Genomic DNA, 17822 nt, shown 5'->3' with positions numbered 1-17822 from the left:
TTACCTCCCATGACCCTCAACGGATGGCTACAGATCCTCGTCTTCTGCGGGATCCTCATCGTGCTCGTCAAACCGCTCGGCGGTTACATGACGCGTGTCTTTTCAGGCGAGCGCACATTTCTCTCACCGGTTCTCGTTCCGATCGAACGGGGGCTTTATGCTTTGGCCGGCACGAACGAGCGTGAAGAACAGCATTGGACCTCCTATGCCTTCGCCATGCTGATGTTCAACCTGCTCGGCGTCATCGTACTCTACGCTTTGATGCGTCTCCAGGCAGGCTTGCCCTATAACCCGGCAGGTATGCCTGCCGTTGGGCCTGAGGTTTCCTTCAACACCGCCATCAGCTTCGTCGCCAACACCAACTGGCAGAACTATGGCGGCGAAAGCACGATGTCCTATCTCACGCAGATGGCCGGATTGACCGTGCAGAACTTCGTTTCCGCCGCGACCGGCATGGCGATCGCCATCGGCCTGATCCGCGCTTTCTCGCGCGCCTCTGGTAAGGCGATCGGCAATTTCTGGGTCGATATGATCCGCGCGACGCTCTACGTCCTTCTGCCGATCTGCATCGTGCTCACGCTCGTTTACGTCTATCTCGGCGTGCCGCAGACGCTCGGCCCCTATGTCGACGCGACGACGCTGGAAGGCGCCAAGCAGACGATCGCTGTCGGCCCGGTTGCCTCGCAGCTTGCCATCAAGATGCTCGGCACCAATGGCGGCGGCTTCTTCAACGCCAACTCCGCGCACCCGTTTGAGAACCCCGACAACATCTCGAACATGCTCCAGATGTTGTCGATCTTCGCGATCGGTGCCGCCTTCACCAACGTCTTCGGCCGCATGGTAGGCAACCAGCGCCAAGGCTGGGCGATCTTCGCCACGATGGGCCTGCTGTTCATCGTCGGCGTTACCGTCACCTACTGGGCTGAAGCTGCGGGCAACCCACTGATGCATGCCTTCGGCCTGCAGGGCGGCAATATGGAAGGCAAGGAAGTCCGCTTCGGCGTCGCCATGTCCTCGCTCTTTGCGGTGATCACCACGGCCGCTTCCTGCGGCGCGGTCAACGCCATGCACGGCAGCTTCACGGCGCTCGGCGGCCTGATCCCCATGATCAATATGCAGCTCGGCGAAGTCATCGTCGGCGGCGTTGGCGCGGGCTTCTACGGCATCCTGCTCTTCATCGTCGTTGCCGTCTTCGTGGCAGGCCTCATGGTCGGCCGCACGCCGGAATATCTCGGCAAGAAGATCGAGGCCAAGGAAATGAAGATGGCTGTTCTTGCCATTCTCTGCCTGCCCTTGGCGATGCTGGTCTTCACGGCGATTGCCTCGGTGCTTCCGTCAGCTGTCGCCTCGATCGGCACGGCGGGTCCGCACGGCTTCTCCGAAATTCTCTATGCCTATACGTCCGCTGCGGCGAACAACGGCTCGGCTTTCGGTGGCCTGACGGGTAACACCCCCTGGTACAACATCACGCTTGGTCTCGGCATGCTGATGGGCCGCTTCCTGGTCATCATTCCGGCGCTTGCGATCGCAGGCTCCCTGGTTACCAAGAAGACGGTTCCCGCTTCGGCAGGCACCTTCCCGACGGACAGCTTGCTCTTCGTCGGCCTCCTGAGCGGTACCATCCTGATCGTCGGCGGCCTGACCTTCTTCCCGGCACTGGCCCTCGGCCCGGTTATCGAGCACCTGATGATGATTACCGGCAAAACCTTCTGAGGTGATGTCATGATCCTTCGTCACAGACTTCGAAAGTCCTTCAACTCACGTCCCGGTTCGCCGGGACGTGAGCGAGAGCGCCTGGCACGGGGCACTGACATCATCCTGGTGATGATGGCCGGCATCCTCGTTATCCTCGCCGCCCTCAGAATTTTACACGGCTGACCGGAAAGCCGGTCGCCTCACCTCGTTTCAAGCTGGAGTCTCTTATGAGCCAGGCAAAATCCGCGAGCATCATGGATTCTCGCATCCTCATTCCGGCCGTGGGCGCCGCTTTCAAGAAGCTGAACCCGCGCACGCTTTCCAAGAACCCGGTCATGTTCGTCGTGGCCACCGTCTCGGCGCTCACGACCGTCCTCTTCATCCGCGACCTCGTAACCGGCGGCGGAAATCTCGGCTTCTCCTTCCAGATCAATCTTTGGCTCTGGTTCACGGTGCTCTTTGCGAACTTCGCGGAAGCTGTCGCCGAGGGTCGAGGCAAGGCACAGGCCGACTCACTGCGCAAGGCCCGCACGGAAACCCAGGCCAAGCTGCTCAGCGCCAACGACGCCAGCGGCTATCGCCTGGTGCCGGGCACGAGCCTAAAGGTCGGCGATCTCGTCCTTGTCGAGGCCGGCGACATCATTCCGTCCGACGGCGAAGTCGTCGAAGGCGTCGCCTCGGTGAATGAAGCCGCCATCACCGGCGAATCCGCCCCGGTCATCCGCGAATCCGGTGGCGACCGCTCGGCTGTCACTGGCGGCACGCAGGTGCTCTCCGACTGGATCCGCGTGCGCATCACGGCGGCTGCCGGTTCGACGTTCCTCGACCGCATGATTGCGCTCGTCGAAGGTGCGGAACGTCAAAAGACGCCGAACGAAATCGCGCTCAACATCCTGCTCGCAGGCATGACGCTAATCTTCGTGCTCGCCACGGCTACGATCCCAAGCTTTGCGTCCTATGCCGGCGGCTCGATCCCGATCATCGTCCTCGTCGCCCTCTTCGTGACGCTGATCCCGACCACGATCGGCGCCCTCCTCTCGGCCATCGGCATCGCAGGCATGGATCGTCTCGTCCGCTTCAACGTGCTCGCCATGTCCGGCCGCGCCGTCGAAGCTGCGGGCGACGTCGACACGCTGCTGCTCGACAAGACCGGTACGATCACGCTCGGCAACCGTCAGGCGACCTCCTTCCGTCCGGTTCACGGCGTGTCCGAGCAGGAGCTTGCCGACGCAGCTCAGCTCGCCTCACTCGCCGACGAAACGCCGGAAGGCCGTTCGATCGTCGTACTCGCCAAGGAGAAATATGCGATCCGCGGCCGCGAGATGGCCAACCTGAAGGCGCATTTCGTGCCCTTCACGGCCCAGACTCGCATGAGCGGTGTCGATGTCGAAGGCTCGTCGATCCGCAAGGGCGCAGTTGACGCTGTTCTCACCTATGTCAATTCCGGCCCCACGTCTGTTTCCGGCAATGCTGTCGTGGCCATGCGGACGGACAGCGATGTCATCAGGGAACTGCAGGCGATCTCAGATGAAATCGCCAAGGCTGGCGGTACGCCGCTTGCGGTCGCCCGTGACGGCCGTCTGCTTGGCGTCATCCAGCTCAAGGATATCGTCAAGGGCGGCATCCGCGAGCGCTTCTCTGAGCTGCGTCGCATGGGTATCCGCACCGTCATGATCACCGGCGACAATCCGATGACGGCAGCCGCCATCGCCGCCGAAGCGGGCGTGGACGACTTCCTCGCCCAGGCTACGCCCGAGAACAAGCTGTCGCTGATCCGCGAGGAGCAGGCGAAGGGCAAGCTCGTCGCCATGTGCGGCGACGGTACGAACGACGCCCCCGCCCTCGCCCAGGCCGATGTCGGCGTCGCCATGAACACCGGCACGGTCGCTGCCCGCGAAGCCGGCAACATGGTCGACCTCGACTCGGACCCGACGAAGCTCATCGAGATCGTCGAGATCGGCAAGCAGTTGCTTATGACGCGCGGCGCCCTGACGACCTTCTCGATCGCCAACGACATCGCCAAGTACTTCGCCATCATCCCGGCGATGTTCCTGACCTTCTATCCGCAGCTCGGCGTGCTGAACATCATGGGGCTCGCAACGCCGCAGAGCGCCATCCTTTCGGCGATCATCTTCAACGCGCTGATCATCATCGCGCTGATCCCGCTGTCGCTGAAGGGTGTTAAATACCGGGCTATCGGCGCCGGCGCGCTCTTGTCCCGCAACCTGCTCATCTACGGTGTCGGCGGCATCATCGTCCCGTTCATCGGCATCAAGGCGATCGACATGGTCATCACGGCCATCGGTCTCGCCTAAGGAGTTGAAATCATGTTGAAAGAACTTCGTCCGGCAATCGTCATGATCGTTGCCACCACGGCCATCACCGGCCTTCTCTACCCGCTCGCCATGACCGGCATCGCTCAGACGCTCTTCCCGACACAGGCGAACGGCAGCCTCTTGGAAAAGGACGGCCAGGTGATCGGCTCGACTCTGATCGGCCAAGCTTTCACGAGCGACAAGTATTTCCATGGCCGGCCTTCGGCGGCGGGTGACGGATACAATGCAGCAAGCTCCAGCGGTTCGAACCTCGGTCCGACCAGCCAGAAGCTTCTCGACCGCGTGAAGACTGACTACGAAGCCGCAAAGGCGACGAACCCGAATGCCGAGGTTCCGATCGATCTGGTGACGGCCTCCGGCAGCGGGCTTGATCCGGATATCTCGCCGGAAGCCGCATACTTCCAGGTGCCGCGCGTCGCCAAGGCGCGCAACATGGACGAGACTGCGGTGAAGGCTTTGGTTGACGGCGCTATCCGCTCTCGTGAGCTCGGTATTCTGGGCGAGCCCACCGTCAATGTTCTGGCATTGAACCAGTCCCTCGATGCTTCTATGACTCAGTGAAGCTGAAGGCCCCGGAGCGCTTGCGGGCGTTCCGGGGCCTTGCTGATAAAGAAAGATTACACGAATGCCGGACGACAGAAGCGATCAGGCCGCCAGGCCCTCGCCCGACGCGCTGCTCGAGAAAGCGCGCGCCGAAATGCGCGGCCGGTTGAAAATATTTCTGGGTGCCGCGCCCGGCGTAGGCAAAACCTACGAAATGCTCGTCTCCGGCCGCGCGAAACTTGCGGATGGCGTCGACGTTGTTGTCGGGGTCGTCGAGACGCACGGCCGCAAAGAGACGCAAGCCCTGCTCGATGGCTTCGAGATCATCCCGCGCGTCGCGGTCAACTACAAAGGCCGGGCGCTGGAGGAAATGGACCTCGATGCCATCCTTGCCCGCAAGCCTGACCTCGTTCTGGTCGATGAGCTCGCCCACACGAACGCAGAAGGCAGCCGGCATCCGAAGCGCTATCTCGACGTCCAGGAGCTGCTGGAACGCGGTATCGATGTCTATACGACGCTGAACATCCAGCACGTGGAGAGCCTGAACGACGTCGTCTCCCAGATTACCCGGATCCATGTGCGCGAGACGGTGCCGGATTCGATCATCGACGTGGCGGACGATGTCGAGATCATTGATCTGACACCAGATGACCTGATCAAGCGCCTGCACGACGGTAAGGTTTACGTGCCACAGACGGCTCAACGCGCGCTAACCAACTATTTCAAGCCCGGCAACCTGACAGCGCTTCGCGAGCTCGCACTGCGCAGGACCGCGCAGCGCGTCGACGACCAGCTCGTGAGCCATATGCAGGCGCACGCGATCTCCGGGCCATGGGCGGCAGGTGAGCGTGTGCTGGTGGCGATCGACCACCGTCCTCGCTGTGCCTCGCTCGTCCGCTATGCCAAGCGTATGGCCTCGCGACTGCGCGCCCCATGGTCTGCCGTCTACATCGAAACCACCCGCTCGATCGGCCTGACGGAAGAGCAGCGGGATACGATCGCGGCGACGCTGCGGCTCGCCGAACAGCTCGGCGGCGAAGCGCTGACCCTTCCCGGCAGGCAGGTTGCCGAGGAACTGCTTCGCCACGCAACTTCCAACAATGTCACGCATATCGTCATCGGATCCCCTGAGAAACAGACATGGCGGCAATGGCTTTGGCCTTCGCCGGTTGATGAACTGATCCGGCATGCCGGCGATATCAGCGTTCATGTCATGTCCGGCAACGAAAAAGAGGGCGAAGCGGCCCGGGGCGTCAAACCGGCGCCAGCTGTCCCGACGTTCAACATTCGAAGCTATATGCTCGCAACGGCCTACGTTGTCATTGCGCTCGGCGTCAGCATCGTGCTCGATCAGGTGCTCGATGTCCGCAACCTTGCTCTCGTTTTCCTGATGGCGGTGCTCACCTCTGCCGTCATCCATGGCCTGCGGCCGGCGCTCTACAGCTGCCTTCTCGGCGCGTTCGCCTTCAATTTTTTCTTCCTGCCGCCGCGTTTCACGCTGACGATCAGGGATCCCGAGAGCGTGATCGCCTTTTTCTTCTTCATCGGCGTGGCGGTGATTGCGAGCAACCTGACCGCAACCGTACAGCGGCAGGCCGCCGCTGCTCGTCAGCGCGCGCGCACGACCGAGGATCTTTATATTTTTTCCCGCAAGCTCGCGAGCACCGGCACGCTTGATGACGTGCTTTGGGCAACGGCCTTCCAGATTGCTTCTATGCTCAAGGTTCGAGTTGTCTTGCTTCTGCCTGAGGACGATACGATCGCGGTCAAGGCCGGATATCCGCCGGATGATACGCTGGACGATGCCGATATCGCCGCGGCCCGCTGGGCCTGGGAGCACAATCATGCTGCCGGACGCGGCGCTGACACGTTGCCAGGCGCAAAACGCCTTTATGTGCCGCTTAGGACCGGGCGTACAGCGGTCGGCGTGATCGGGCTCGATAGCGACCGCCGCGATGGCCCGCTGTTTACGCCCGAACAGCAACGGCTGCTGGATGCGCTCGCCGACCAGGCAGCGCTTGCGATCGAACGCATTCAACTCGTCGCCGATGTGGATCGTGCCAGACTCGCTGCGGAAGCCGATCGCCTACGCTCCGCCCTGCTCACTTCGATCTCCCACGACCTGAAAACGCCGCTGGCTGCAATCCTCGGCGCATCCGGCACGCTGCGCGACTATTTCGAGTCCATGCCGGCAGAAGACCGTAATGATCTTCTGACAACGGTGATCGACGAATCAGAACGCCTGAACCGGTTCATCGCCAACCTGCTCGATATGACAAAAATCGAATCCGGAGCGATGGAGCCGAACTACGGCCTGCATTATCCGGGTGACATCGTCGGCAGCGCCCTCAGACGGGCGGCAAAGATCCTCAAACACCACAGGACCGAAGTGACCATTCCGGCCGACTTACCGATGGTGCGTGTGGATCCGGTGCTTTTCGAGCAGGCGCTCTTCAACCTCCTCGACAATGCCGGCAAATATGCGCCTGAAGATACGGTGATCCGGGTTGGGGGCTGGGTCGACTCGGGTTCCGTCGTTTTTCAGATCGCTGACGAAGGCCCCGGCATTCCGCCCGGCGACCTCACCCGCATCTTCGACACCTTCTACCGCGTACGCAAGGGCGATCAGGTGCGAGCCGGGACGGGTCTCGGCCTTTCCATTTGTCGCGGCTTCATCGAAGCGATGGGCGGAACGATCGTCGCCGGGAATCGCAAGGACCGCGCCGGCGCGGTATTTACCATCCGTCTGCCGATACCTCATGACATTCCAAAACTGGATGAACTCAAATGACCGGCTCAGCCGTGAAAATTCTCGTCGTCGACGACGAGCCGCCGATCCGCAAACTGCTTCGCGTTGGCCTAAGCGCTCAGGGCTATGAGGTGCATGAGGCACCAAACGCCACAAGCGCCTACGCAGCCGTGAAGGAAGATGCCCCGGACCTCATCGTTCTGGACCTTGGCCTTCCCGACAAATCGGGTCACGATCTACTGCGGGAATGGCGGGAGGATGGCCTATCTGTGCCCGTCGTCATTCTCTCTAGCCGCACCGATGAGGCCGGCATCGTAAAGGCGCTGGAGACCGGGGCCGACGATTACGTCACGAAGCCTTTCGGCATCAACGAGCTTGGAGCACGCATCCGCGTCGCACTGCGCCACCGCTTGCAGCAGCAAGGCGAAAAGGCGGTCTTCCAGACCGGCGGCCTTTCCATCGATCTCGTCAAGCGGATCGTCAAGGTGGACGACAAGGAGATCAAGCTGTCTCCGAAGGAATACGACATTCTTCGCGTGCTTGCGCAGCACGCCGGAAAAGTGTTGACGCATCAATTCCTTTTGAAGCAGGTCTGGGGACCGGCTGCCGACGTTCAATATCTGCGGGTATATGTGCGGCAACTGCGACAAAAGGTGGAGCAGACCCCGGATCAGCCGCAATATATCACCACCGAGACCGGTGTCGGCTACCGGCTCAGAGAGCCGGATTGAACTCCGGCATCACACATCCCGTCGATAGACAACGGAAAACATGAATCTCGCACATATCATCCGGCCGGAACATACTTTCGTCGGCGTTTCGGTGCCCACGAAGTGGCGCGCGCTGCAGAATCTCGCCGAAAGAGCCGGCAAGGCGTTCGGTATTGAGGAAAAGACCATCCTTCAGGCGCTGGAAAGTCGCGAAAGCCTCGGCTCGACCGGTATCGGTAATGGCATCGCCGTGCCGCATGCCGCAATCGCCGGCATGACAAGCCCGCGCGGCCTCCTGGTGCGCTTCGCGCAGCCCCTGGATTTCGAGGCCATAGACGATGCACCGACGGATATCGCTTTCATGCTGCTTTTCGGCGAGAGCAATCGCGGTGAATACCTCAACGTGCTTGCCGCCATTGCGCGGCGCCTGCAATCCGAAGGCGTCCTCGCTTCCATGCGGCAGGCCAGAAACGTCGATGAGTTCTACGCGAGCTTCATCGGCGATTCTCGATCATGAGGAAACGCCCGGGGAGACGAAGACTTCGGCCGCTGCTTCCCTGATCGTCTGGATCAGGATCGACATCGGCAGAGAGGGATTGGGCTCCGTGCGCATCGTAAGGCCAACCGGTCCCTTGGTTTCGCTCGTGTCGATAGGAAGGATGCCGAGCAATCCGTCGGCGATATCCGTCGCCACCACGCCCGCGGAGATGATCCAAATTGCCTCGCTCGAGCGAACGAAAGCCCGGCCGAACGAATCCGATACTGTCTCGATCTGGTTCGGCAAATCGGCGATACCATTGGCAATCAAAAAGCTCTCGACGAAAGGCCTGATGATCGATGCCTGGGTCGGCATCAATACCGTATAGTCGCCAATTCTCGAAAAGATCGGCTGCTTGGCCATCAGCAGAGGATGGCCTGCCCGCACGGCGAAGACCACCTGCTCGGAATAAAGGTGCTCGAAGGAAAAGCCGGCCATCTTTTCCGGCGCCGCAAGCCGCCCGACGACGAGGTCGAGATCGCCGACGCGAAGCTGCTCGAGGAGCACCGCATTTTCGCCCGTCACGATCTTGATACGGCTCCAGATGTTCTCTTTGAGAAACAGGTTCATTGCGCGTGGCATAATGTGCGTCGACACTGTCGGAAGCGCACCAACGCGGATCAGCGGAGCATTGCCAACGCGCTCGTGGGTCACGCTGTCGAGCCCTTGCCGGACGGCGGTTAGGGCTGTGCCTGCATGCCTCAGGAACACCTCGCCGTAACGCGTGATCTTGATTCCGCGCCCGTCGCGCTCGAAAAGCTTGACACCCAGCGCCTCTTCCAGCTCACGGATTGTCTTCGTCACGGCAGGCTGGCTGACATGCATGAGCCTGGCGGCCTTCATGACGCTTTTCTGGCGAGCGACCTCGACAAAGGCCTGCAAATGGCGGAGCTTAATTCGGCTATCGATCACGACCTCATAACCTCAGAGTTATTCGAAATCCAAAAAAGATCATTTTACATAACCGAATTAAACATTCAATTTCATCTCTGGAGGAAGTCGCTGTGCAATTTGCCCATATCAACGATATCGCCATTCACTACCAGATCATTGGCGGACCTGCCGACAAGCCGGTCATCGTCTTTGCCAATTCGCTCGGCACGGATTTCCGCATCTGGCGGGATGTGGTCATGCGGCTGGCAGGCGATTTTGCGATCGTGCTCTACGACAAGCGCGGCCACGGTCTGTCCGACGTCGGCCAGGTGCCGTATTCGATTGAGGATCACGCCTCCGACCTGATGGGCCTGCTCGACATGCTGGAGGTGAAGCAGGCTTTCATCTGCGGCCTTTCTGTGGGAGGGCTCATCGCTCAGGCGGTTTATCAAAGGCACCCGGAGCTTGTGCGCGGTCTCATTCTTTGCGACACGGCTCACAAGATCGGCACGGCCGACGGCTGGAACGCCCGTATTGGGACGGTCGCCGACAACGGCATCGGCAGCATTGTCGACGGCGTGATGAAACTCTGGTTCACGCCTGCATTTCGGCGCCCCGAAAACACTGCCTACCACGGCTACAGAAACATGCTCGTGCGCCAGCCGGTCGAGGGTTATCTCGCGACCTGCGAGGCGATCCGTGATGCAGACTACACCGAGGCCGCCAAAAGAATTGCTGTTCCGACGATCTGCATCGTCGGCGATCAGGACGGTTCAACGCCACCGGACCTGGTGAAATCCACCGCGCAACTGATCCCGAACGCCCGCTTCGAGGTAATTCGCGACGCCGGTCACATCCCCTGCGTCGAACAGCCGGAGGCGCTCACGGCCGTCATCCGTGCCTTCATTGATTTCGCATTGCATGGAGAAAAGAGCCCATGAGTGACACTCCGCTTCCTTCCGAGCGCTATCGGCAGGGTATGGCGACCCGCCGCGCCGTCCTCGGCGACGCCCATGTCGATCGAGCGGAGGCGGGTTCGACTGCCTTCGACAGGCCATTTCAGGAGCTGATCACGGAGGCGGCCTGGGGCCATCTCTGGTCGCGGCCGGAGCTGACCAAGCGCGAGCGTTCGATCGTGACCATTGCTCTGCTTGCGGCTCTCGGTCAGGATGATGAGGTTGCCATGCATGTGCGCGCCACCGTCAATACCGGCGCGACGCGCGAGGATATCCGTGAAGCGCTGCTGCATGTGGCGATCTATGCGGGCGTGCCTGCAGCCAATCACGCGATCAAGATCGCCAAGCAGGTCTTCGAACAGATGGATGCCGAAAGGGCGGCATAAGAGGAAACCATGACCGATATACCGAACCGCAAGCCAGAGACCGGCGCCTTCTTCGCCCGCGACCGCGCCTGGCATTCGCCGGCCTATACACCGGGCTACAAGACCTCGATCCTGCGTTCGCCGCAGCGCGCCCTGCTGTCGCTCGACGGCACGATCTCGGAGATCACCGGGCCGGTCTTCGGCCACGCGATGATCGGCGAACTCGACAACGATCTGATCCAAAACTTCGCCAAGCCCGGCGAAAGCGCCATCGGCGAGCGCATCATCGTGCATGGCCGCGTGCTTGACGAGCGCGGGCGGCCACAGGCGGGCGCGCTGGTGGAGTTCTGGCAGGCGAATGCCGGCGGACGCTACCGCCACAAGAAGGAAACCTATCTTGCGGCGATTGACCCGAACTTCGGCGGCTGCGGCCGGGCAATTACCGATGAGGAAGGGCGCTATTTCTTCCGCACCGTTCGCCCGGGCGCCTATCCATGGCCGAACGGCGTCAACGACTGGCGTCCGGCCCATATCCACTTCTCGATCTTCGGCCACGGCTTTTCGCAGCGGCTGATCACGCAGATGTATTTCGAGGGCGATCCGATGATCTGGAAATGTCCGATCGTTGGCACGATCCCTGATAAGGCAGCCATCGAGCAGTTGATCGCGCCTCTCGACTGGGGCAATACGATCCCGATGGACAGCCGCGCCTATAAGTTCGATATCGTGCTGCGCGGCCGCCGCTCGACGATGTTCGAAAACAAGCTGGAGGGCAACTGATGACTCAGGAACTCGGCTATCTGAAGGAAACCCCGTCGCAAACGGCAGGTCCTTATGTTCACATCGGCCTGACGCCGAATTTCTGCGATATCGGCGGCGTCTACGAGAGCGACCTCGGAACGAAGATGGTCAACGACAAGACGCTCGGCGAGCGGATCACCGTGACCGGCCGCATCTTCGACGGCGCAGGCGCGCTCGTTCGCGATGCCGTCGTCGAGATCTGGCAGGCAGACAGCGCGGGTCTTTACAACAGCCCGGCGGAAATGCGCGGAACGGCCGATCCGAACTTCACCGGCTGGGGCCGCTGCCCGACACACGCCGACGACGGCGTCTATAGCTTCGAAACCGTCAAGCCGGGTAAGGTGCCGTTCAAGGACGGGCGGAAGATGGCGCCGCACATCACCTTCTGGATCGTCGCCCGCGGCATCAATATCGGCCTGCATACACGGATGTATTTCCCCGAGGAGACCGAAGCCAACGCGGCAGATCCGCTGCTCGCCCGCATCGAACATCGCGAACGCGTCGCGACCCTAATCGCGGCTAAGGACGGATCGGCGTATACCTTCGACATCCGGCTTCAGGGTGACGGAGAGACGGTGTTCCTGGACATTTAGCTGTGAGCGCCTCTGTCTTCGACCATCCCTTTCTCTCTGGCCTTCTCGGCGACGAGGAGACGGCTGCCTATTTCTCAGCTGATGCGGATATCCGCGCCATGCTTGCCTTCGAGGCGGCGCTGGCGAAAGCAGAGGCGGCGCATGGCATCATTCCGGTGGGCGCCGCTGCGGCGATCGCCGGCGCGTGCTCTTCGTTCGCTCCCGACCTTGCGGCGCTTCGCAATGCCACGGCGCGTGATGGCGTGGTCGTGCCCGAACTCGTACGCCAGCTTCGCGCTGCCGCGGGTGATGCGGGGGCGCACGTGCACATCGGCGCGACGAGCCAGGACGTGATCGATAGCAGCCTGATGCTGCGATTGAAGCCTGTCGCATACCTCTTTGCCGGCCGTCTCGTGGCCATCGATGCGCACCTTACGGCACTGGAGGCAAGTTTCGGCAACCTGCCGATGATGGGCCGGACGCGCATGCAGGCGGCCATCCCCATCACGGTCGCCGACCGGCTGCGGGCATGGCGCTCGCCGCTCGAGGGTTATCGCGAGACGCTGACAGAGCTGCGCTTCCCGCTGCAATTCGGTGGCGCGGCGGGCACGCTGGAGAAGTTCGGCGACAAGGCGGGGGCCGTGCGGGCTTCGCTCGCGCAGGAGCTCGGCTTGACCGACCTGCCGCAATGGCAGAGCCAGCGGGCCGTCGTTGCCGAATTTGCCGGCCTACTGTCGCTCATCAACGGAAGCCTCGGCAAATTCGGCCAGGATATCGCGCTGATGGCGCAGGCGGGCGACGAGATCGCCCTCAGCGGCGGCGGTGCCTCCTCGGCGATGGCTCACAAGCAGAATCCGGTGGCGGCGGAGACGCTGGTTGCCCTTGCCCGTTTCAACGCTACGCAACTTTCCGCCATCCACCATTCCATGATCCACGAGCAGGAGCGCTCCGGCGCGGCCTGGACCCTCGAATGGATGGTTTTGCCTCAAATGGCCGCGGCCTGTGGGGCAGCATTGCGGCTCGCACAGGATCTTGTCGGCAACATTCGCCGTCTCGGACCGCCACAGCTTAAGTAAACGCCGAAGGCACCATCGGCGATCAACCAACGTAGGACGCTGCAGTTGGAAGATCGCCTATGGCCATTAATCGTTGGCAGATGCTCTGCCAAGGTGCCTGTCGGGAAACACCAGTGACTTGATGACAACAGGAACGGCGCCTGAGGTCTCCAGCATTGCGCCTATATCGATGAAATCGAACTCGTCGAGCTTGATCCCGTCGATGGACACAAGCGTCCGGATTCCGGTCTCCAGTTTGCAATGCATCCCAACCAGTCCCCCGACATCGCCGTTGCCGACGAGGATCAGCGGATGACCTTTGTCGAGGATGGCCGAGAGACCGTCCACGACGCCGCGGCAGAAATCGTCGAGCCGGCGATAGCTTGCCGATCCCTCCCAGTCGTAGCAGAGCGCCACCGGGTTGTCGCCCTCGCCGAGATCGAGACGGGCCAGCGAGTCGCGAATCTTGGCCGCGACATCGACACGATCGATCTCGTCGCCGAAGACGATCGCAGGCTTGATGACCGGCACGTTGCGGACCGGCAGCGTCTCCAGCGGATGCACGAAGATCGTGCTGCCACTCACCTGCACCGTATATTGCGAGGCGCCGACCACAGTGGCGCGGATACCCTGCTCCGGCTTCTCCAGTCGCGGACCCCAGCCTTCCAGCCGCTTGCGCAGCGTCTTGGCCAGAAGCGGCCCAAGATCGCTGAACTCCGCCGCGGTTTCGGAATAAAGGAATTCCGAAACGCCGCCGGAAATGGTCACGACATCAGGCAGCGGTGCTGCCGGCAGTGACGGCAAGCGATGCAGCTTCGATGTCTCGGCGCTCATCTCCCCGCCTTGCATGGCCTCGAAGAGCTGGTCGACCATTGCATCGGCAAGCTTCTGCGCATCCTCTTGCGAAAGCACTTCGCCGAGTTCGACGCGAACGCCGGCACGGCGGCCGAAGTAGCGGCCGGCCTCCTCGACGCGGTTGATCCTGCGCTCAGCATCGAAGGCGACGATGCGGGCGCCGATATCGATGGCCGCGATCGCCTGGATGGCATTGTTGGAAGCGCGCGCGAGCTTCGAGGTGCCACCGCCGATATCGACGTTGAGCACGGTCTCGCCCGTCTTGCCGGAGCGCGAGACGGCGCCGGAGCCGAAGGCGGCAAGCGTCGTCTCCAGGCCGTCGCCAGCACTGACGACGACGAACTTTCCTGTCTGCTCGGAGAAAAGCTCTCCGATCGCCCGCGCATTGCTGCGCCGGACGGCGACACCGGTGAGAATCAGCGCGCCTGTATCGATCGACTCAGGCGTGATATCGGCCGCCTCGTACTGTGCCTTGATGAAGGCGCCGAGCACGTCGGCGTCGATCTCGTCCTCGCCGCGATAGGGCGTCAGCAGCACATCCGATTGATGCAGCAGCGTGCGTTCGACCACCATATAACGCGTATCGAGCCGTTCGAGCACGATACGCGAAAAGGCAAGATGGGAGGTCGAAGAGCCGATATCGATGCCGACGCTGACCAGCACGATTTCGTCTTCGACTTCCATGCTGCGGCCGATATTCGAGAAGAATATGCGGCCGCCCTGTTCCTCCACTTCGTCTGACATGATCAGACGACGGTCGACTTCTTCGCGGTCGTATCGGCCGGCTTTTCGTACCATTCCGGCTTCATGCGGACTTCGACGCCGTTCTTGTTCAGAAGCGCCTCATACTCCTCACGGATCTGCGGATCTTCCATCCAGTACGGGATCGCGGTGCCGCCTTCGTTGACGTCGATCGCGGTGTAGTCGGTATGCTTTTCGCCGGGCGCACCCGGGTCGCGGCCCGGATTGTGCGGGCCGAACCAAGCCGTCAGGCGGAAGGGCTCCTTGGAGACGCTGAAGTGCTGGTGATACCAGCGCGCGCCGCCGGGAGCAGCCGTGACCATGCCGTACTGGCCGTAGTCGAGGCGGCGGACGCGATCGGCATGGCCGGTCGCCCACGGGTTGACGCCGCATTCTTCCGGCCAGGTATAGGTATAGCCCTGACCCTTGAGGCAGATCAGGATTGCTGCCGAGGTATGGGCGTGCGCCTTGGAATAGCGGCCGTTCTCGTGCTGGCCGATCCAGTAGTAGAAGGCGTTGTTGGTCATGAACGGCTCGACGCGGCGATAGCCGACCGAGCGGCGGTTATCGAGCGGCAGCTCGCAGTTGACGGCGTCCGGCATAAAGTTGGTGCGGCGCATGGCGAGACCGCGAACCGGATCGGGCTCGATCTCTTCGCGATACTTGTAGAAGTCGTCCGCGCCGGAGAAGCGGTCACGGAAGAGGAAGGGATTGTTGAAAACGGCGTCGACGTTCTGGATCTGGTTCAGGACGTTCGGAGCGGTCGTACCGCCGAGCAGCAGCGCCGGGCTGTTGGTGGCGTTGACGATGCGGTGCATGGCGTTCATCGGGATCGAGAACATCGAACCCTCCTGCCATTCGAAGACGTGCTTCTTGCTCTCGCCGTCAAGCCAGACTTCAGTCGAGCCGCGGCCTTCGACGACGAGGTAGATTTCCTCGTACATGTGCTTTTCAGGGTTCAGCGCGCCTGCTGCGGGAACCTCGACCAGGTGACAGCCCCACTTCGTTTCCGTGCCGTAGAGCTGGATATAGGTGCCGCGCCCGCCGGTGCGCTTCCAGGACTTCAGCGGCAGGTTCTTGACGCTGTCGACGCCGAGGTCGCGGAATACAGGGATACCCTCTTCTTCCATGAACTGGTCATAGGGGGTCGGCTGCTTCTTGAATTCGCCGAAGCCCGCCTTCTTGGTGCCTGCCGGCTCATGCCAGTGCGTTCCTGTACCGCCGCCCAATGGATCCTGATGCATATCGTCTTACTCCTCTCGATTATGAGGCCTGCCATCGCTGCTTGCCGCGCGCCGCAGAGTTCCTCCCGATGACCGCGGCACCTGCCGCCAGATGACTTGTTCCTCTATAAGGAACGTTGTTCTTCTTTAATCCTAACGTACATCCGCTCCCGCGTGAAATCAACGACTTTCGCGACGGTTCGCCGATCTTCTTCGCTTAGGAAAAAAGCAGCGACTTGATGACGACCGGAATGACGCCCGGCGGGTTGATGAACTCCCCGAGATCGACGAAATCAAGGTCTTTCAGCTGGACGCCGTCGATGGAAATCAGGTTCGGACCGATCGCAAGCTCGCGATCGAGAATGCGGCCGAGCGTTTGTCCGACATCCCCGTCGATGACGAGGACCAGCAGTTCCTCTCGCCGGCCAGAGGGCGCGGCGAAGGCCTTGACCGCCTTCGCAACTTCAAGCAGCCGGCCGTAGTCCGGAAGTCCCGTCCACGTAAAAGCCAGCGCCAAAGGCGCATTGATGTTCGTGTCCTGGCGGGACGCAGCGCTCTTGAACGCAGCGGTGATCGCTTCCGCATCCACCACTTCCGGAATGGCGCGGCCGAGATGGACCACCGGAATATTATGTGACGGCAGCCCCTTGTCGCCAGTGCGATACATGGTCTTGCCGCTCACCTGCACGGTAAACTGCGATGCGCCGATGACCGTTGCGCGGATGCGCTGGCCGGCATCGACGATCGGCACGTCGAGACGCTCGGTAAGCTGGGCGATGATCTCCTGGGCAAGCATCTGTGCGATGTCCCCATGACCGGCGGTTTCATATTTGAAAATATATTCGGACACGCCGCCCGAGAAGGTAATGTAGTCCGGCTTGCCGATCCGCTCCAGCGGCTCGGTCAGCTCAAGCTCTTCGCCGAGGGCATCGAGCGGAACGCCGAGGATCTGATCGACTGCGACGGCGGCAAGGCGCTTTGCGATGGCTTGGCGGTGTTCCGATTTCGCAAGGGTTTCCGCGTCCGTCGCAATCCCGAGTTCCCTTGCGACGATCTGCGCCGATTCGTCCACGCGCGACCAGGTACCGGTCTTGTCCTGGGCGATCAGTCGCCCGCCGACTGCGAAGGCCGACACGCTCAGGATTTCTCCCTTGCTGATCAGCGCAAGTTTCGTCGTGCCGCCGCCGATATCAACGTGTAGCCCCCGCGCATTGCGCTTCCTTGACAGTTCGGTTGCACCCGATCCGTGGGCCGCCAGCATGCATTCCAGTTTGTGGCCCGCCGTCGCGCAGACGAAGCGGCCGGATTCGTGTGCGAAGATTTCGTCAATGGCCCGGGCATTCTTGCGCTTGATGGCCTCGCCGGTCAGGATCACCGCGCCGGTATCGATGTGGCTGCGTTTGAATCCCGCATCTTCATAACAATGCGCGAAGAAATGGCGCAGTTCATGCGCATCGATCGTGCCATCGGGCAGGAACGGCGTCAGCAGAATGGGCGAACGCCAGACCACCTGCCGGTCGATCACGGTGAAGCGGCTGGAGAGGTCTTCGGTTTCGCGGCGCATCGTCACCCGGGCAAAAAGCAGGTGCGATGTCGAGCTGCCGATGTCGATGCCGACGGTCAGAAGCTCGACTGTCTCCTGCTGCCAAAGCCAGTCGGAAATCGCCTTGCGTTCGTCTTCGGACAGATCGCCATGCTCGTGTTCGAAATCGAGATCGTGCACGCGCGGTATCTCCTGTGCGTTTCTGCCGGCCCTCGCCGGCGCCGGATGGGACCGGCATCAAAGGAAGTCCCCGTTTCACAACGGGGA

General features: G+C 61.6%; 15 protein-coding genes. 11 read left to right on the top strand and 4 right to left on the bottom strand.

Going from position 1 to position 17822, the window contains the following annotated elements; genetic code table 11:
* Positions 1-9: 9 nt before the first annotated feature.
* From kdpA to HGP14_RS13005, 6 genes are all read left to right on the top strand, one after another.
* Positions 10-1713 (top strand): potassium-transporting ATPase subunit KdpA, encoded by a 1704-nt coding sequence (gene kdpA / locus HGP14_RS13030; protein ID WP_168830234.1) that lies wholly within the window; start codon positions 10-12, stop codon positions 1711-1713.
* Between the two features lie 209 nt (positions 1714-1922).
* Complete coding sequence (kdpB, locus tag HGP14_RS13025; protein ID WP_168830233.1) at positions 1923-4010, top strand: potassium-transporting ATPase subunit KdpB; 2088 nt, start codon at positions 1923-1925, stop codon at positions 4008-4010.
* A 12-nt stretch (positions 4011-4022) separates the two neighbouring features.
* Positions 4023-4592: a potassium-transporting ATPase subunit KdpC gene (gene kdpC / locus HGP14_RS13020; protein ID WP_168830232.1), complete on the top strand. Its 570-nt coding sequence runs from the start codon at positions 4023-4025 to the stop codon at positions 4590-4592.
* Between the two features lie 64 nt (positions 4593-4656).
* Positions 4657-7365 carry a sensor histidine kinase KdpD gene (locus tag HGP14_RS13015; protein ID WP_168830231.1) on the top strand — a complete coding sequence of 903 codons (2709 nt, stop codon included), beginning with the start codon at positions 4657-4659 and terminating at the stop codon, positions 7363-7365.
* The gene (locus HGP14_RS13010) at positions 7362-8054 is read left to right on the top strand and encodes a response regulator transcription factor (protein ID WP_168830230.1); all 693 of its coding nucleotides are present in this window, start codon (positions 7362-7364) and stop codon (positions 8052-8054) included. The genes HGP14_RS13015 and HGP14_RS13010 overlap by 4 nt, the downstream gene beginning before the upstream one ends.
* Before the next feature lie 40 nt (positions 8055-8094).
* On the top strand, positions 8095-8550 hold the full coding sequence (locus HGP14_RS13005; RefSeq protein WP_168830229.1) for a PTS sugar transporter subunit IIA: 456 nt from the start codon (positions 8095-8097) through the stop codon (positions 8548-8550).
* Here the strand turns inward: HGP14_RS13005 and pcaQ are convergent.
* A complete protein-coding gene (pcaQ, locus tag HGP14_RS13000) occupies positions 8545-9483 on the bottom strand; it encodes a pca operon transcription factor PcaQ (RefSeq protein WP_168830228.1) in 939 nt (312 codons plus the stop codon). The two genes, HGP14_RS13005 and pcaQ, sit on opposite strands and share 6 nt — an antisense overlap.
* 92 nt (positions 9484-9575) lie before the next feature.
* Between pcaQ and pcaD the strand changes: the two genes are divergently transcribed.
* Genes pcaD through HGP14_RS12975 form a run of 5 tightly spaced genes read left to right on the top strand, consistent with a single transcriptional unit; the run spans position 9576 to position 13214 of the window.
* Positions 9576-10385, top strand: a complete 810-nt coding sequence (gene pcaD / locus HGP14_RS12995; protein ID WP_168830227.1) for a 3-oxoadipate enol-lactonase — start codon at positions 9576-9578, stop codon at positions 10383-10385.
* Entirely contained in the window at positions 10382-10786 is a 405-nt protein-coding gene (gene pcaC, locus HGP14_RS12990; protein ID WP_168830226.1) for a 4-carboxymuconolactone decarboxylase, read from the top strand. The genes pcaD and pcaC overlap by 4 nt, the downstream gene beginning before the upstream one ends.
* Positions 10787-10795: 9 nt before the next feature.
* Positions 10796-11545 (top strand): protocatechuate 3,4-dioxygenase subunit beta, encoded by a 750-nt coding sequence (pcaH, locus tag HGP14_RS12985; protein ID WP_168830225.1) that lies wholly within the window; start codon positions 10796-10798, stop codon positions 11543-11545.
* Positions 11545-12159 (top strand): protocatechuate 3,4-dioxygenase subunit alpha, encoded by a 615-nt coding sequence (pcaG, locus tag HGP14_RS12980; protein ID WP_168830224.1) that lies wholly within the window; start codon positions 11545-11547, stop codon positions 12157-12159. The genes pcaH and pcaG overlap by 1 nt, the downstream gene beginning before the upstream one ends.
* A 2-nt stretch (positions 12160-12161) precedes the next feature.
* Complete coding sequence (locus HGP14_RS12975) at positions 12162-13214, top strand: 3-carboxy-cis,cis-muconate cycloisomerase (RefSeq protein WP_168830223.1); 1053 nt, start codon at positions 12162-12164, stop codon at positions 13212-13214.
* A gap of 66 nt (positions 13215-13280) precedes the next feature.
* Here the strand turns inward: HGP14_RS12975 and HGP14_RS12970 are convergent, their stop codons facing one another.
* The 3 genes from HGP14_RS12970 to HGP14_RS12960 all read right to left on the bottom strand — a co-directional run bounded on the left by HGP14_RS12970 (position 13281) and on the right by HGP14_RS12960 (position 17735).
* Positions 13281-14846 (bottom strand): ethanolamine ammonia-lyase reactivating factor EutA, encoded by a 1566-nt coding sequence (locus tag HGP14_RS12970; protein WP_205927136.1) that lies wholly within the window; start codon positions 14844-14846, stop codon positions 13281-13283.
* On the bottom strand, positions 14795-16033 hold the full coding sequence (locus tag HGP14_RS12965) for a cupin domain-containing protein (RefSeq protein ID WP_168830222.1): 1239 nt from the start codon (positions 16031-16033) through the stop codon (positions 14795-14797). Before HGP14_RS12965 ends, HGP14_RS12970 begins: the two co-directional genes overlap by 52 nt.
* A gap of 196 nt (positions 16034-16229) precedes the next feature.
* On the bottom strand, positions 16230-17735 hold the full coding sequence (locus HGP14_RS12960; RefSeq protein ID WP_205927135.1) for an ethanolamine ammonia-lyase reactivating factor EutA: 1506 nt from the start codon (positions 17733-17735) through the stop codon (positions 16230-16232).
* Positions 17736-17822 lie beyond the last annotated feature (87 nt).

This window comes from Rhizobium sp. P32RR-XVIII, assembly GCF_012641395.1.
GTDB lineage: Bacteria > Pseudomonadota > Alphaproteobacteria > Rhizobiales > Rhizobiaceae > Rhizobium.
The sequence above is the reverse complement of the archived record's forward strand: the minus strand, read 5'-3'. Positions and strand labels throughout refer to the sequence as shown.

Excerpts from the sequence above, each read along its gene's own strand:
- kdpA (WP_168830234.1), top strand. The coding sequence starts at position 10 with ATGACCCTCAACGGATGGCTACAGATCCTCGTCTTCTGCGGGATCCTC.
- kdpB (WP_168830233.1), top strand. The coding sequence starts at position 1,923 with ATGAGCCAGGCAAAATCCGCGAGCATCATGGATTCTCGCATCCTCATT.
- kdpC (WP_168830232.1), top strand. The coding sequence starts at position 4,023 with ATGTTGAAAGAACTTCGTCCGGCAATCGTCATGATCGTTGCCACCACG.
- HGP14_RS13015 (WP_168830231.1), top strand. The coding sequence starts at position 4,657 with ATGCCGGACGACAGAAGCGATCAGGCCGCCAGGCCCTCGCCCGACGCG.
- HGP14_RS13010 (WP_168830230.1), top strand. The coding sequence starts at position 7,362 with ATGACCGGCTCAGCCGTGAAAATTCTCGTCGTCGACGACGAGCCGCCG.
- HGP14_RS13005 (WP_168830229.1), top strand. The coding sequence starts at position 8,095 with ATGAATCTCGCACATATCATCCGGCCGGAACATACTTTCGTCGGCGTT.
- pcaC (WP_168830226.1), top strand. The coding sequence starts at position 10,382 with ATGAGTGACACTCCGCTTCCTTCCGAGCGCTATCGGCAGGGTATGGCG.
- pcaH (WP_168830225.1), top strand. The coding sequence starts at position 10,796 with ATGACCGATATACCGAACCGCAAGCCAGAGACCGGCGCCTTCTTCGCC.
- pcaG (WP_168830224.1), top strand. The coding sequence starts at position 11,545 with ATGACTCAGGAACTCGGCTATCTGAAGGAAACCCCGTCGCAAACGGCA.
- HGP14_RS12970 (WP_205927136.1), bottom strand. The coding sequence starts at position 14,846 with ATGGTACGAAAAGCCGGCCGATACGACCGCGAAGAAGTCGACCGTCGT.
- HGP14_RS12965 (WP_168830222.1), bottom strand. The coding sequence starts at position 16,033 with ATGCATCAGGATCCATTGGGCGGCGGTACAGGAACGCACTGGCATGAG.